17 protein-coding genes are annotated in these 13,575 nt (G+C 55.7%); 10 read left to right on the forward strand and 7 right to left on the reverse strand.

What is annotated here, in order from left to right; translation table 11 throughout:
• Position 1 precedes the first annotated feature (1 nt).
• The 4 genes from JM93_RS02270 (at position 2) to JM93_RS02285 (ending at position 1,766) form a co-directional block, all read left to right on the forward strand.
• Positions 2 to 391: a flagellar biosynthesis protein R gene (locus JM93_RS02270; RefSeq protein ID WP_145340434.1), complete on the forward strand. Its 390-nt coding sequence runs from the start codon at positions 2 to 4 to the stop codon at positions 389 to 391.
• Positions 392 to 497: 106 nt separating this feature from the next.
• Positions 498 to 920 carry a rod-binding protein gene (locus JM93_RS02275; protein WP_145340435.1) on the forward strand — a complete coding sequence of 141 codons (423 nt, stop codon included), beginning with the start codon at positions 498 to 500 and terminating at the stop codon, positions 918 to 920.
• Positions 917 to 1,321 carry a hypothetical protein gene (locus tag JM93_RS02280; RefSeq protein ID WP_208994880.1) on the forward strand — a complete coding sequence of 135 codons (405 nt, stop codon included), beginning with the start codon at positions 917 to 919 and terminating at the stop codon, positions 1,319 to 1,321. The genes JM93_RS02275 and JM93_RS02280 overlap by 4 nt, the downstream gene beginning before the upstream one ends.
• A complete protein-coding gene (locus tag JM93_RS02285; protein ID WP_145340436.1) occupies positions 1,314 to 1,766 on the forward strand; it encodes a hypothetical protein in 453 nt (150 codons plus the stop codon). Before JM93_RS02280 ends, JM93_RS02285 begins: the two co-directional genes overlap by 8 nt.
• A 291-nt stretch (positions 1,767 to 2,057) precedes the next feature.
• Here JM93_RS02285 and JM93_RS02290 read toward each other — a convergent pair whose 3' ends face one another.
• The 7 genes from JM93_RS02290 to motA are packed head-to-tail and all read right to left on the reverse strand — an operon-like array spanning position 2,058 to position 7,548.
• Complete coding sequence (locus JM93_RS02290) at positions 2,058 to 2,516, reverse strand: hypothetical protein (protein ID WP_145340437.1); 459 nt, start codon at positions 2,514 to 2,516, stop codon at positions 2,058 to 2,060.
• A 25-nt stretch (positions 2,517 to 2,541) separates the two neighbouring features.
• On the reverse strand, positions 2,542 to 3,618 hold the full coding sequence (flhB, locus tag JM93_RS02295; protein WP_145340438.1) for a flagellar biosynthesis protein FlhB: 1,077 nt from the start codon (positions 3,616 to 3,618) through the stop codon (positions 2,542 to 2,544).
• A 57-nt stretch (positions 3,619 to 3,675) separates the two neighbouring features.
• Positions 3,676 to 4,716, reverse strand: a complete 1,041-nt coding sequence (locus JM93_RS02300; RefSeq protein WP_145340439.1) for a flagellar motor switch protein FliG — start codon at positions 4,714 to 4,716, stop codon at positions 3,676 to 3,678.
• A gap of 18 nt (positions 4,717 to 4,734) precedes the next feature.
• Complete coding sequence (gene fliN / locus JM93_RS02305; RefSeq protein WP_145340440.1) at positions 4,735 to 5,148, reverse strand: flagellar motor switch protein FliN; 414 nt, start codon at positions 5,146 to 5,148, stop codon at positions 4,735 to 4,737.
• Positions 5,148 to 5,711, reverse strand: a complete 564-nt coding sequence (locus tag JM93_RS02310) for a hypothetical protein (RefSeq protein WP_145340441.1) — start codon at positions 5,709 to 5,711, stop codon at positions 5,148 to 5,150. Before JM93_RS02310 ends, fliN begins: the two co-directional genes overlap by 1 nt.
• Positions 5,692 to 6,648 carry a flagellar motor switch protein FliM gene (locus JM93_RS02315; protein WP_145340442.1) on the reverse strand — a complete coding sequence of 319 codons (957 nt, stop codon included), beginning with the start codon at positions 6,646 to 6,648 and terminating at the stop codon, positions 5,692 to 5,694. Before JM93_RS02315 ends, JM93_RS02310 begins: the two co-directional genes overlap by 20 nt.
• 3 nt (positions 6,649 to 6,651) lie before the next feature.
• Positions 6,652 to 7,548 carry a flagellar motor stator protein MotA gene (gene motA / locus JM93_RS02320; protein WP_145340443.1) on the reverse strand — a complete coding sequence of 299 codons (897 nt, stop codon included), beginning with the start codon at positions 7,546 to 7,548 and terminating at the stop codon, positions 6,652 to 6,654.
• A gap of 197 nt (positions 7,549 to 7,745) precedes the next feature.
• Here motA and JM93_RS02325 point away from each other — a divergent pair, with 197 nt between their 5' ends.
• From JM93_RS02325 to JM93_RS02350, 6 genes are all read left to right on the forward strand, one after another.
• The gene (locus JM93_RS02325; RefSeq protein WP_145340444.1) at positions 7,746 to 8,537 is read left to right on the forward strand and encodes a DUF1217 domain-containing protein; all 792 of its coding nucleotides are present in this window, start codon (positions 7,746 to 7,748) and stop codon (positions 8,535 to 8,537) included.
• 4 nt (positions 8,538 to 8,541) lie between these two features.
• Positions 8,542 to 9,270: a flagellar basal-body rod protein FlgF gene (gene flgF / locus JM93_RS02330; RefSeq protein ID WP_145340445.1), complete on the forward strand. Its 729-nt coding sequence runs from the start codon at positions 8,542 to 8,544 to the stop codon at positions 9,268 to 9,270.
• On the forward strand, positions 9,267 to 10,010 hold the full coding sequence (locus tag JM93_RS02335) for a hypothetical protein (protein WP_145340446.1): 744 nt from the start codon (positions 9,267 to 9,269) through the stop codon (positions 10,008 to 10,010). The genes flgF and JM93_RS02335 overlap by 4 nt, the downstream gene beginning before the upstream one ends.
• Entirely contained in the window at positions 9,979 to 11,319 is a 1,341-nt protein-coding gene (fliI, locus tag JM93_RS02340) for a flagellar protein export ATPase FliI (RefSeq protein WP_244300741.1), read from the forward strand. Before JM93_RS02335 ends, fliI begins: the two co-directional genes overlap by 32 nt.
• 396 nt (positions 11,320 to 11,715) lie before the next feature.
• Complete coding sequence (locus JM93_RS02345; protein ID WP_145340447.1) at positions 11,716 to 12,522, forward strand: response regulator transcription factor; 807 nt, start codon at positions 11,716 to 11,718, stop codon at positions 12,520 to 12,522.
• Positions 12,523 to 12,586: 64 nt separating this feature from the next.
• On the forward strand, positions 12,587 to 13,471 hold the full coding sequence (locus tag JM93_RS02350) for a PaaX family transcriptional regulator C-terminal domain-containing protein (RefSeq protein WP_170230483.1): 885 nt from the start codon (positions 12,587 to 12,589) through the stop codon (positions 13,469 to 13,471).
• Positions 13,472 to 13,575: the final 104 nt, after the last annotated feature.

The raw sequence follows: 13,575 nt of genomic DNA on the forward strand, positions 1-13,575 counted from the left end.
CATGGCTCGCAACAGCCAGCAGATAGAGCGTGTGCTCAAACTCCAGAAGCAGATCTACCTATTTTCATTCTGGCTTTTGCAAAAGCTCGATGCGCAGGCTCACAACCTCTCCGAAAAAGAACGCAGGATTATGGACGCGCTGTCCAACGGTGATCTGGCTCAGCATGACCGCTTTATTGCAAGTGCAGCCAGCCGCCTTCGCCGGATCCTGGATGAGCGCGGCGAATTGCGCGAAGCCCGTAACAAAATCAATGAGGAGTTTTCACGTCAGCGGCAGATGTTGCAGATGATGGAGAACCGACTTTCCCGTGTTCGCGGCGAAGAGCAGAGGAAGTCAAGCGACAAACAGCTTGAAGAGCTTCTGGAAACCCAATTGCGCCGGAAGGCGTAAGCCTGCCGCAAGCTGATGTTCCTACTGTAGATCGAGGCCGGCGCCCATTTGGACGCGCGGCCGCCCTTTCAAGCGCAGCCCCAAGCTGCCAAACGGAGTTGTTTTCATGGCGATTTCGCCTCCGTCCGACCTGATCATGGATGTCGTCAAGGCCGCCGAGCCGACCGCCATGAAACAGGCCGCACAAAAACTGCAAAAGCTTGCAATGGCGCCGGAAGGTGCGAGCCAGGTTCCGTTTTCGGACCTATTGAGCGGTGTACGCCCAGGGGCAGCGATGGACCGGGCCCCGATGGCCCAGCGCGTGACACAATCGGAATCCCCGGCACAAAAGTTTGAGGCCGTCATCCTGCACCAGTTTGTCGAGACCATGCTTCCGAAAAACGCCGAGGCAGTCTTCGGAGAGGGGTCTACCGGTGAGATTTGGAAATCCATGATGGCGGAACAGGTCGCGAACCAGATCGCTGCGAGCGGCGGCGTGGGCATTGCCGGACTGCTGTCCGATAAACTTCAGATGGGAGCAAAGGTATGATGAGCGAACACAACCTGCAGGTCGTGCCTGAAGACACGCTCACAAGCTATTCGACAGCGCCGCTGGCCGCCGCAATCCGGAGGGCCCTGGATGTCGTGACATCGGAGACGGTTGCTTTGCGTGAAAACCCAAGCACCAACCTCCAGTCGTTCGAGTACCGCAAGAGCCAGGCCCTGCTTGACCTGACCCGGGCGCGGCAGGCGATCCCGGCAGACGCCTTGGATTCTGACATCGAAGATCTGCTTTATCAGCTCCGGCTTGCTCTAGACGACAACATGTCATTGCTGTCCCGGCATTTGAATGCAGTCGGAGAAATCGCCGAAATGCTTGCCGAGGCGATTTTGGAAGCAGATTCCGACGGCACCTATCAGCAGCCGATCCCGGAGCCCGTCGATGATTAAGGTTGCGATGCTGGGCATCTGGATGCCGCTGGCAACGTTTGCTTCCAGCTATCTAACGGTCAACTGGCTCAACGAACAAAGTCTGACGGAGCAGGTCGATATCATTGGTGGTCTCGATTATGAAACCGTTCAACCGGTCAACGTTCCGATGATTGCAGATGGCGCGCTTCAGGGATACGTGGTGGTGAAGATGGTTTTCACCGCCGACGCAGATGCTCTGCGCAGTCTATCGGTTCCTCCGCATCCATTTTTGGTCGATGAGGCGTTCCGCCGGCTGTATTCCGACCAATCACTCGATTTTCGCAGGCTTGAGCGCTACGACCTCGACACGATGAAGACCGAGTTGCGCGAGACCGTCAACGCACGCCTTGGCCAGGACATCATCCATGACGTCCTGGTGGAAGAATTCAATTACTTCTCGAAAGACTTGGTCATCACGCATTAGCGCGTGAGCGGCGCTCGCCGATCAAAAGACTTCCAAATGCCTCCCTGACCTGGCCGGCCTCCCTTGATTGGAGTGCCGGTATTTTTTTATTGTCTCAGAGCAAACGGGGGAGGGTCATGAAGTGACTGGCCGAAGTCTGGTCACGTGCTTCAGATACAGCGGTCGCATCAAGCGAAGCACACCGCACCATTCAAACTATGGTTGTTGCTGGCAGGTTGGATGGGTTTGCGAACAGCAGGCGCCAACGGCCGGACGGACGTCTGTCGGCATGTATGCGGCTGAGAGCGTGTATTAGAACCGAGGATGCGCGCGGGCATCTTCCAGCGCGTCGATCAGCTTACGCATATCGGCTTCCGGATCACCGGTGGAGTTTGTGACCTCCACATAGGAGACATTGATCGAATTGTCCGGATTGCTCAGGACCAGCGTGAAATAGATCCAGACGCCCTGATGGTAGAATTCCAGATCGAGAGCGATTGTTGGAAGCCGGTCCCAGTCCACTTCGGCGCTCGCCGCCATTCCGTAGCGTAAAGTGTCTTGCTTGAAGAACATTTCCACGGATGAGCGGACGATATCGGAAATATTCGCGTGATGATCTGTGCGGATGTAAGCAATCAGATCCTCGACATCAACAAGTTTCAGTTCGCGGATGACGTCCTTCAAGGCGCGCGCAAGGGCTTTCTTTCGTTGTTGTTCAACGACATTCAGTTCCGATGCTGACTGATCATCCTCTTTGGGTTGATCCTGCATACGCTTTATCCTCGACGCACAGACGCTATCCAACCTTGCCCGTATTCCTTGAATAAACGTAACTGATAATCTCGGCAACAGCGCGGTAAAATTCGGGCGGAATCATGCGGTCAAGTTCTGTCGCAGAATAAAGCGATCGTGCCAAGAGCTTGTCCTCAATGACCGGTACGTCATTTTCCTCTGCGATCTGCCGTATTTTCAGGGCAATCAGATCCTGACCCTTGGCCACAACTACGGGGGCTGCGGTTTTCTCTGACTCGTATTTCAATGCAACGGCAAAGTGTGTCGGGTTGGCAACGATCAAGGTGGCGTCAGGGACAGCTGCCATCATCCGATTGCGGGCCCGGTCCCGGGCAAGAGAGCGCTGACGGGCCTTGACGATGGGGTCGCCTTCGATCTGTTTGTGTTCGTCCTTGATCTCTTGCTTGGTCATCCGCAGGTTGTTTCGCCAATGCGTGCGCGACCAGAGAATGTCCACCGCGACGAGCAGGATCGTTATGACGCAAACGCCGCCAACCAGCTTCATCGAGATTTGGAGTATGGTCTCCGGCAGGGCGCTCGGATCGACAAACATGGCGCTGATCAGCTCGGTCTCGCTGGATTGAAACTGTATGAAAGCCACAATCGAGACAGCGCTAAACTTGAAAATCGCCTTGAAAAACTCAACCCAGCCTTGAGCGCCGAAGACACGTTTCCAGCCTTTGATGAGCGAGAGTTTGGACAGGTCCGGTTTGATGCGTTCTGCAACGAGCCTTGGCCGGTTCTGCAGAAAGGCCGATGACAGGCCGGCGAGCGCAAATGTGATGACGAGTGGAGCCAGGAAAATACCGGTATCCATGCCCAGGACATGGGCCAGCATGAGTGCATCCGCGCCGTTTTCAAGTCTGAACCCTCCCGCATTGTCGATCAGATGCATCAAGCTGGAGTTTAACGCGATGACACCGGATGTCATTACGAAGCTTCCAAGAAGGAGGGTGGCTACAAACGAGGCAAGGGCAGGTGCTTCCTTGGAGGTCGGGATATTTCCCTTCTCAAGGGCGTCCTGTATCTTTTTCTCGGTCGGCTCTTCTGTCTTGGAGTCTTTATCCTGATCGTCCGACATTCAGGCGCTAGCCCCCCTGAACCAGGCCGGCACGCGGTGCCGGCCGGATCCGTTGCATTAGTTATAATAGGCCCCGTCATCCTGCTTCGCATTGAGCTCGATCTCGCCGCGGCTGGCCATTTCGAGCGCAAGATTCGTAATGTTGCTGCGCGCCTGGAGCACGTCGCGCTGTGCGGCCGGTTCTCCCGCGTTGAGTTCGTGCTCTGCAATGCGCCGCGCTCTCGACGTGAGTGAGGACAAGATAACTTCCCGGAACTGCTTGTCCGTTCCCTTGAGCGACAAAACGATCTGATCGGTCGGGATCTGATCGAAGATCGCCATCCGTGTGCGCGCGTTGAGCTTGACGATGTCGTCGAACGTGAACAGAAGGCCTTTGAGCATTTCTGCGGTTTTCGGACGTACCTCGTTCAGATTGTCCAAGGCGTCTTCCATGTGATCGCGGTCCATCTTGTTCAAGATGTCTGCCATGCGTGCATAGGAGTCTGCCTCCAGTGTCCCCGAAAGGTTGAGCATGAAATCCTCGTGCATGGTCTTTTCGACCTCTCGCATGATCTCCGGAACCACCGTCTTGATCGACAACATGCGCCGAACCAGTGCATTGCGCATTTTCGGATTGATCTGGCCGAGAACCTTGGCAGCGGCACTTGGCTTGATTTTCGTCAGGATCAATGCGGCGGTCTGAGGGTGTTCATTCATCAAGTAGTTGCTAAACACCGTTTCCGATACTGTTGCCAGCCGATCCCAAATGGAGCGGTTCGAGTTGCCCAGAACATCAGACATGATGTCGGACAACTGATCCTCGGGAAGCACGCCATCGAGCATTTTTTCGACTTCGTTGGCGGAGCCATACAAACTTGTCCCGTTTGAGAACTGTTCGATGAACTCTTCCGCAAGCCGGTCAAGCTCTTCGGCCGCAACCGTGCCGAGTTGTGCCGCCGTCACGGTAATGGCGCGGATTTCTTCCTGGTCGAAGTGCTTCAGCAACCGTGTGGAACTCGTTTTTCCAAGGCAAAGCAGCAACGCCGCGACCTTTTCAACGCCTTTCAGCGGTTTCACCGGGAGGTTTGGTGTGGTTGAGGAGAGGGATGCTGCGCTCATTGCCTTACGTTCCACTCACTACGCTTCAAGCGGACCATTCTGGGAGCTGATGATCTCTGTCAAAGAGACACCGAAGCGCGAATTGTCGTCTTCAACAACAACGACTTCCCCACGGGCAATAACGCGGCCATTGACCACGATATCAATTGGCTCGCCAACCCGGTGGTTAAGAGGGATGACCGCGCCCCGTCCCAGTTTCAGAAGGTTGGACACCAGCATGGTCGCCGAACCAAGCACGACCTGGATATTGACCGGAATGCCAAGGATTGTGTCGAGGTTGCGGTCGTCGCCCAGAAGGTCCGACCCACCGTCCTTGCCGGAGGCACTGCCGTCGGATTCGACCTTTGCAAAATTTGAACTGGTCGCCGGGTTCACCTTTGCGTTCGCATCAACTTCAACGTGATCGACAATGCCATCAGTGGTGTCATTCATCACAGCTCATCCTTCTGATTCATAGAGACCGACCGGAACGGGCTTCCAAAAGCGTCGTCGATGCGGTGTATGCGAGTTGGTTTTTTTGACACTGGCGTATCTAGCTGGACGGAAGCTTGCGTCTGTGCACCTGCAGCAGAATTTGCGCGTGATTTCCGGCCGCCCAGGACTTTTGCAGCCAACGTGTCTTCTGAGCCCTTGCTCTTGCGAAAGGTTTGCGGCGCCTGAAATTCCGCAGTCGCACGGGACAGCTCTTTCAATTCGGCCTTCAGAACCGATTGCTGGCGTTTGGCCTCCCGGGTGATGCTGTCTATTTCAGCAATCAGCTCGCGGGCATCATCCATACGGGTGCCCAGGGCATTGAGCAGCTGCGAACTGCGCACGTTGATTTCCTGGATGGACACTTCAATGCCATCAAGGGCGAGTGCGGTCTGGTCGAATATACGCTGGTACTCTGTGTGGTAGGCACCAAGGCGCTTCAGTTCCCGGTACATCGTGACGATCTTGATCGTCGTCACGATCAGGGCGAGTAAAAGGACACCATCAACTATTGCGGAGATCATCGAGAAGATCCTTCTCTTCGTGGATGAGGTCTTCAATCTGCAGCGTGTATGAGCCATCGAGCTGACCCAGCTGACAATTGAAGATTGGCTGCTGATTGCAGGACAGAGTGACCGGAGTGCGGGTTGTCGCCTGCAGCTCGATAACCTGTCCCACTTGCAGATTGGCAATTTCTTCCAGTGTGAGTTCGCGTTCTTCCAGGATCGCCTCGAGCTTCACCTCGGTGCGCTGGATTTCGTGATGGAAATGCTGTGTCCACTGTTTGTCACGGTTCGACATTTCGCCTGAAAGAACTTGTGACAAGCGCTGGCGCAGCGGATTGAGCGTCGCATGAGGCAGAACGACGAACACCTCGCCGCCGCGCCCGATAGCCTGCAGCAGCAACCGGCCGACCACCGCAGGATTGTTCCTGCGTCCGACGATGGCGAAGTCCATCCGGCTTTCGATACGCTCAATCTTCAGCGTCGTTTCCGCTATCGCTTCAAACGACTCCTCAAGCGCTTTGGCCGCCACTTCGAACACAAGCCGTGCGATGCGGGTTTCAATGTTCGAAAAGGTGCGTTCCTCGTCAATCGGCGGTTCGGTGCCGTCGGCGCCCAGAAGAACGTCGGCAAGCGTAAAAATGAAATCCCGGTCAAAGCCGATCAGAACGCGTGCATCCCATTCAGGCGAATAGAGAATTGCAACAAGAGCGTTTGCTTCATATTCGTCGAGAACATCCCCGATCCGGTCATTTTCAACGTTACTGACTGAAATATATGACGGGGAGGCTGACTTTTGACGCATCTGGTCCGCCATCACACGTGCCATCCGGTCGAAGACCACCGGCAGCATCGGCAGGCGGTCGACCGAGATGCCGGCAGCATCCAGCAAACGGTCGGTGATCATTGCGCGTTCGGAGCTCGAACCGCCTGCATTTGCAGAGACAGCTTCAAACATCACTTATGCCGCTCCTTTTTGAAGAATGTCTTGTACGTTGTCAGCTCCACCAGGGCTCATGGTTTCGCTTTCGACCTCGTCAATGGTTGGGCGGTCATGTTCGGAAATCGTTTTCCGGCCATGTTCAAGGGCGATTTGTGGTGCGGCACCATTCATGAAGGCGAGCAGGGTTTGTTTGACGGCGATGTATGGCCGCAAACGTTTCTCGCGAACCGATTTGATTTTTTGCGCCAGCGGACCGACGATCGCGTAGGAACTAAAGATCCCGATGAACGTCCCGACCAGGGCGGCACCAATCAGTGAACCGAGGATTTGCGGCGACTGGTCAATTGCGCCCATCGCCTTGATCACCCCAAGCACTGCGGCCACGATGCCGATGGCGGGCAAGGCTTCCGCCATGACCGACAATGCCCCATATGGCTTCATTTGATCGCGGTGAATGGTGTGCAACTCTTCATCGACAAGCGCCTCGATTTCATGGGCCCGTGCGTTGCCGACGATGATCAAGCGGAAATAATCGCAGATGAAAGTTGTCAGGCGCGGGTTGTTCAGAACGCTCGGAAAGTTTTGAAAGATCGATGAACTGCGCGGGTCTTCAATATGCGGCTCGACCTCGTTACGGCCCTTGGCGCGCAACTCACGCATTAATCCATAAAGCAGCGCCAGAACATCCAGATAGTCGCGTTTTTTCGGGATCGCGTTGCGCATGATTTCACCAAGCGCGCGCACGGTATCCATGATCGATTTCATCGGGTTTGCGATGATGTAGGCGCCGAGCGCGATCCCCAAAATGATGACGAGCTCCCATGGTTGCCACAGGACAGAGACTTTGCCGCCCAACGCAGCGAAACCGCCGATCAGCGAAACGATAGTGATTATAAGGCCGATAATGATTGTCACCGAGCAGCTCCTGGATGGACTGAGTGAGACTGAATTATCGGCACGCTAGACCGCGAGACTTGTCCGAAGCTGTTCTGTGAAAGCGTTAATTTCAGTCAGCCCGGCGCAAGCTCCGCAATGGATTGTGACGTCAACAAACGCGCTGCGCTGGCAGGGTGGTACCGTTCAGACGTGAAGGCAGGAAAGCGAGCAGACCGATGATAAGCACGCTGTCGCAGTATCAGCTGGTATCCAACAATATCGACCGGTCTTTAAAGATCGTCGGGTCTGACCCGACCATCGAGCGGCAAAGTCAGTATTATCAAGACAACATCCGGAACATTAAGTCGATTGACGACTTCATGAGCAATGACCGGATTTACAGCTATGCCATGAAGGCCATGGGTCTTGAGGAAATGACCTATGCGAAAGCCTTTGTCCGCAAGGCACTGGAAGAGGGCATTTCTAACTCGGACAGCTTTGCGAACCGGTTGAACGACAAGCGCTATGCCGAGTTTGTAAAAGTGTTTAACTTCGCAGCCTTCGGCGAAGCCGCAACCAGTTTCTCAAGCGCGCAGCAGGGTATTGTCGACAGCTTCATGCGTCAGTCTTTGGAAGAGCGCGAAGGCAGCCAGAATGAAGGTGTGCGCCTCGCGCTGTATTTCGAACGGAAGGCCTCCGAAATCACCAACGCCTATGAAATACTGGCGGACAAGGCGCTCGCGCAGACCGTGTATACGGCACTCAACCTGCCGCAATCCTTCGGGCTTTCCGACATCGACAAACAGGCTGAGTACATCTCTGACCGGATTGATTTCGATCAGTTCAAGGACCCGGACTACCTGAAGCGCTTCTTGGAAAAGTTCAGCGCCTTGTATGACATGCAAAACGGGTCGCCGGGAGCCTCTCAAGTGCCGTCGTTGATTGTGGGCGCGGCCGGCGGCACCGGGGTGATCGGTCTTGGTGAAGGGCTCCTGTCCAGTATTCAAAACCTGAAGCTGGGAGGCTAACCGCATGCAGTCCGCACTTTATGTTGCTCTTTCCGCGCAGGTCGCACTTCAAAACCGGATGGAAACGGTTTCAAAGAACCTCGCCAATATGAACACCACCGGATACCGGGCCGACGAGATCAATTTTGCCGAACTGGTCTCCAAAGCCGGCGACAACCGGGTGTCTTACGCCACACCGGGAGAGGTGTTTATTTCCCGCCAGGGCGGGGCTCTTCAAAAGACCGACAATCCGCTTGATATGGCGGTCGAAGGCGAAGGCTGGTTTGCGATCCGGGCTCCGGAAGGCATCGCTTACACACGTGACGGGCGCATGGATCTCGATGAAAACGGGGTGCTGCGGACTGTAAACGGCTATGAGGTTCTTGACGCGGGCGGCTTGCCGATCGCGCTTGATCCGGAGGGAGGCCCCGCGCTGATCACGCAATCGGGTGAGATATTCCAGGGGGATGACAACCAGATCGGCCAGATCGGCCTGTTTACAATTCCCCAGGACGCGAAACTGACACGGTTCGACAATTCGGCCGTTGTACCGGACCTTCCGGCCGAACCCGTGCAGGTGTTTGCCACAGACGGTATCCGCCAGGGGTATCTTGAAGGCGCAAATATCAACCCGATCCGTGAAATGACTAAGCTCATCATGATCACGCGCACGTTCGAGAGCGCTACAAAGATGATGGATGGCACCGGGGAAAGCCAGGAAAAGGCTATCCGGGAACTCGGAAAAACGTCATGACGCTTGTTTCGCCCGTTGAACCGCCGCAGCAAACCCTGGACCACGTCCGAACCAGCGTCGGCAATCCGGCGAATGCCGACCGGCCACGGGAAGTTCAGCGCTCCAATCCTGCCATGGGTTTTGGCGACTTTCTGGATGTCATTAACCCGCTTCAGCACATTCCGGTGGTTTCAAACGTCTATCGCGCGGTGACGAACGATCAGATATCCGATAGTGCACGGTATGCGGGCCATGCCTTGTACGGAATGGCTTTCGGCGGGCCGATCGGCCTTGGCGCGATGCTCGGTTATTCCGTTGGCGAGACGGCGGTTGCCAAAATGGCGGCGCAGCCTGGCGGACTTGAGGAGACACCCTCTGGACCTGCGCCGGCTCCGGAGAGTTCTGAAGCAACCATCGCAGCAGCTGTCGACATACCGGTGCCGGGCAGCAAGCCGGACGACACCGGGCCTGCGCGCGAAATCAACGAAGTGCTCGGCGCGGAGATCGGACGGACCAGTGAAGGTGCGGTCAAACCTCCGGTGGACTTGATGCAATTGCTTTCGGACACGGTTCCTTCACCACGCGAAAAACCAACCGGTGAGAACCCACCGGGATCAGAGGACCGGCAAAACGAGCCCGCGGTGTCGCCGGAGCAAAAACTGGATGCGATTGCGGCTCATGGAGCCAATCATCTGCCGCTCGAAGTCCTAAAGGTCCTTCAGAAACGCCATGTATCCCGAACACATGCTGAACAGTCTTGACCGGCTGGCCGTAACACTCAGTTCGGCCAAAAAGGAAATTGGGCCGATCAAGGTTGGCGGCCGGGTAACCCGTGTCTCTGCTGACGCGGTTCACGTTTCCGGGTTGTCGCAGATGGTTTGCCTGGGCGACCTTGTGGTGCTTGAGGGCCGAAACCAGCCTCGCAAAAGCGAAGTCATTCGCCTGGACGAGACCGATGTGATCGTCAAACCGTTTGAGCGCACGAATGATATCGGCATCGGCGCGGAAGCGTACTTGATGGGCGGACTTGCAATTCATCCGGATCTGAGCTGGAAGGGCAGGGTGATCTCTGCGCTTGGCCGGCCGATTGATAGCGCTGGCCGGCTGAATACCGGACCGGAAGCGTTTCTGCTCGAGAATGATCCGCCGCATCCGATGGCCCGAAGCCGCGTGGACACGCCGGTCCGCACGGGTGTGCGTGTGATGGATCTGTTCACGCCCATGTGTGTTGGGCAGCGTCTTGGTATCTTTGCCGGCTCGGGCGTCGGCAAGTCGACCCTGCTGGGAATGCTGGCGGGGTTTGGGGAATTCGATACCGTCGTGGTCGGCCTTGTGGGCGAACGCGGGCGGGAAGTGCGCGAGTTCATTGACGATATCCTCGGGGAGTCCATCTCAAAGTCGGTTGTAGTCGCCGCAACCGGAGACGAGAGTGCGATGATGCGCAGGCTTGCGCCGAAAACAGCAATGAGCGTGGCGGAGTATTTCCGCAGCCGGGGTGAATCTGTCCTGTTGATCCTGGATTCGGCAACACGGTTTGCACATGCCGCCCGCGATGTCGCCATGGCCGCCGGTGAGCCGCCCGTGGCGCGTGGCTACACGCCAAGCGTATTTTCGGACCTGGCGCAGCTTTTGGAGCGTGCGGGCCCCGGTCCGGACGGCGAAGGCAGCATCACCGCGATCTTTTCCGTGCTCGTTGATGGTGATGACCACAATGACCCGGTGGCAGACGCGCTGCGCGGTCTGCTCGATGGCCACATCATCCTGAACCGGGAAATTGCAGAAAGCGGACGGTATCCTCCGGTCGACATCTTGAAATCGACCTCACGGCTGGCAAACCGCGCCTGGAGCGATGATCAAAAAGAACTGATCATGCGTTTGAAGGGGCTGATCTCCCGCTTCGAAGACACGCGCGACCTGCGGATGATGGGCGGGTATCAGGTTGGCGCCGATGAAATGACGGATAAAGCCTGTCAGCTTGTTCCCAAGATCTATGAAAACCTGCGACAGGCGGCCGACACATCGGATTTGGGCGATCCGTTCACCGAGTTGGCCCGCGCACTGTCCGCTTAGTAATCAATCAGTAAAGAAATTGTTTACCAATCCGGGTCGTTAGGTATTCAGTCCGGTTAATTTCCCTTTAACTGAATTCTTCGAGATGAGCCCAAATTTCGCCCAATTATGAGTCAATGGTGACATTGTAACTTTTCCAATCGGTATGTTTGGCGTTATGGAAATGTCACAGACTTTCAGTTTAGCCGCAGAAATTCGCAACGCGGCGATTTTTAATTGAATTTGCTCATTATTTATCGTTTTAAAAATGTGCAATTTTGAGATGTATTCGACCGTATGCCTTTGTAATTCCTTGGCTATAAGGTCTGATTTAGATTTTGTTAACTCTGTCTTCCGTTGACCCATTAGGCCTGGCCTTTTACTTAGTGAGTAACGTTTACTTGCGGAGTGGGCACAGTGTTTGTAATCGTCGATGAACGAGAAATTGTAACTTCCGGATATGCGTCAGCGTTTGAACGGGAGGGGTATGCGTCCTTGGAGTTGCATCCGGCAGAAGTGCTTGACTGGCTCTCTATTGCGCCCGACGGCGACCTTCAGGCTGTCGAAGCCTTCTTGATTGGTGCCTGTGCCGAGCGCACAACCTTCCCGGCCCAGATCAGGACCAAATGCCAGGATGCCCAGATCTTCGCGCTTGAGGACAAGGCCACACTGGAAACGACTCTTGAGCTCTTCGCGGCCGAGATTGACGACGTTCTGAAAAAGCCGGTTCACGTGAAAGAGATCCTCGCCCGTGTTGGGGCGCACCGGCGCCGGAAAACAGTGGACCCAAAAGGGACGGATATCGGTCAGATCCAAGTGTTCTTTGATGGCCGCGACCCTGTGATCGCCGGCGAAGTTATGGAGCTGCCGCGTAGAGAGCGCCGCATCCTCGAATACCTCGTCCGGAACAAGGGCCGCCGGGTAACCAAAACGCAAATTTTCAACGCCGTTTACGGTCTCATGAATGACGGTGTCGATGAGTGCGTTGTCGAGAGCCATATCTCGAAATTGCGCAAGAAAATGCGTCAGCGGCTCGGCTTTGATGCAATCGAATCGACCCGTTATATTGGCTACATGCTGAAAGTGCCGTCGGCTGATCCGGTGAAGCAAACAGCGCAAGGTCAAGCCAGTTCAGGCGTTTCCGGATGGGGGGCAAATTCTCGCAATGCCTCCGGGCTCGGCCTGAAAGAAGCTGTGGCATGTCTTGCGCAGGCCGATCGCTAGGTCGTAAAACGGCAGCGGACATTATCGCTGCTGTTTGAGGACGCATTTGGCCGGATCCAATTTCTTGAATGCGCGTACCGCGGACCTGTTCGAACCCGCGTTGCACGAAATACGGCCCAAAGCGGCCAGTCTGATCGTGTCCATCTATGGTGATGCCATAGAACCGCGGGGCGGGATCGTGTGGATGGGGAATTTGATTTCCATCTGCGCCGCGTTTTCCATCTCAGAAACACATGTGAGAACAGCCGTGTCGCGCCTTGTGGCAGCGGGCCAGCTGATTGGCGAACGGGAAGGGCGCAAAAGCTACTACCGGTTAACAGGAGAGGCGCAGCAGGAATATTTGCGCGCAGCGAATGTGTTGTTTTTCGAGCGCCCGAGGCCGGAGCGCTGGTGCTTTCGAACTGTTTCCGAGCCAGAAGACGAAGAGCGTCTTCGGACCGCCGGATTTACCCCCGTCGCCGCCGGACTTTGGGTCGGGCCGGAGTGGATCGGTCCTTCTGCCATAGCTGGTTTGCCCGGAACCTCCGTCTTTCAATCGGCACAATCCGGCAATCCCACAGCCGTCGCCGCATTTGCCCGGGCTTTCTGGGCACTGGACGAACTGGGTGCGCGCTATGACGGCTTTTTGCGGTTGTTTGATCCTTGGTTGACGCAAGACAGCATCGCCAGCTCCCTTGGCCCCGAAGGCTGCTTCCTTGCGCGCGTCCTGCTGGTGCATGCCTATCGGGGAATTTTGCTGAAAGATCCTCATTTGCCAGAGGATGCCACCGGCGCAGATTGGCCTGGTCGCGCTGCGCGCCGGTTGTTCGCCGAACTGTATATCCGGTTGTCGCCGCCAGCAGATCGATACATCGGAGCCAGTTTCCAAACAGCCGATGGCGCTTTGCCGGAATGCACTGAAAAATCAATGGCACGGCTCAAAAGCCTGCACGTCCTAGCCGGCTCCTAAACCCGTTCGGTGGAAGCACAAAATGGCAAGAGGCAAAAAGCATCACAAATATACTCAAAAAATCTCTTTTGTTGTGATGCTTTTCGCGCTATAAAGTGACCGAC

The organism is Roseibium hamelinense (genome assembly GCF_007830545.1).
Taxonomy (GTDB): domain Bacteria; phylum Pseudomonadota; class Alphaproteobacteria; order Rhizobiales; family Stappiaceae; genus Roseibium; species Roseibium hamelinense.

Coding starts and splice junctions, on each gene's coding strand:
- JM93_RS02285 (WP_145340436.1), top strand. CDS start 1,314: ATGATTAAGGTTGCGATGCTGGGCATCTGGATGCCGCTGGCAACGTTT.
- JM93_RS02315 (WP_145340442.1), bottom strand. CDS start 6,648: ATGTTTGAAGCTGTCTCTGCAAATGCAGGCGGTTCGAGCTCCGAACGC.
- fliI (WP_244300741.1), top strand. CDS start 9,979: ATGTATCCCGAACACATGCTGAACAGTCTTGACCGGCTGGCCGTAACA.
- JM93_RS02275 (WP_145340435.1), top strand. CDS start 498: ATGGCGATTTCGCCTCCGTCCGACCTGATCATGGATGTCGTCAAGGCC.
- JM93_RS02325 (WP_145340444.1), top strand. CDS start 7,746: ATGATAAGCACGCTGTCGCAGTATCAGCTGGTATCCAACAATATCGAC.
- JM93_RS02280 (WP_208994880.1), top strand. CDS start 917: ATGATGAGCGAACACAACCTGCAGGTCGTGCCTGAAGACACGCTCACA.
- flgF (WP_145340445.1), top strand. CDS start 8,542: ATGCAGTCCGCACTTTATGTTGCTCTTTCCGCGCAGGTCGCACTTCAA.
- JM93_RS02300 (WP_145340439.1), bottom strand. CDS start 4,716: ATGAGCGCAGCATCCCTCTCCTCAACCACACCAAACCTCCCGGTGAAA.
- fliN (WP_145340440.1), bottom strand. CDS start 5,148: ATGAATGACACCACTGATGGCATTGTCGATCACGTTGAAGTTGATGCG.
- JM93_RS02290 (WP_145340437.1), bottom strand. CDS start 2,516: ATGCAGGATCAACCCAAAGAGGATGATCAGTCAGCATCGGAACTGAAT.
- JM93_RS02310 (WP_145340441.1), bottom strand. CDS start 5,711: ATGATCTCCGCAATAGTTGATGGTGTCCTTTTACTCGCCCTGATCGTG.
- flhB (WP_145340438.1), bottom strand. CDS start 3,618: ATGTCGGACGATCAGGATAAAGACTCCAAGACAGAAGAGCCGACCGAG.
- JM93_RS02270 (WP_145340434.1), top strand. CDS start 2: ATGGCTCGCAACAGCCAGCAGATAGAGCGTGTGCTCAAACTCCAGAAG.
- JM93_RS02335 (WP_145340446.1), top strand. CDS start 9,267: ATGACGCTTGTTTCGCCCGTTGAACCGCCGCAGCAAACCCTGGACCAC.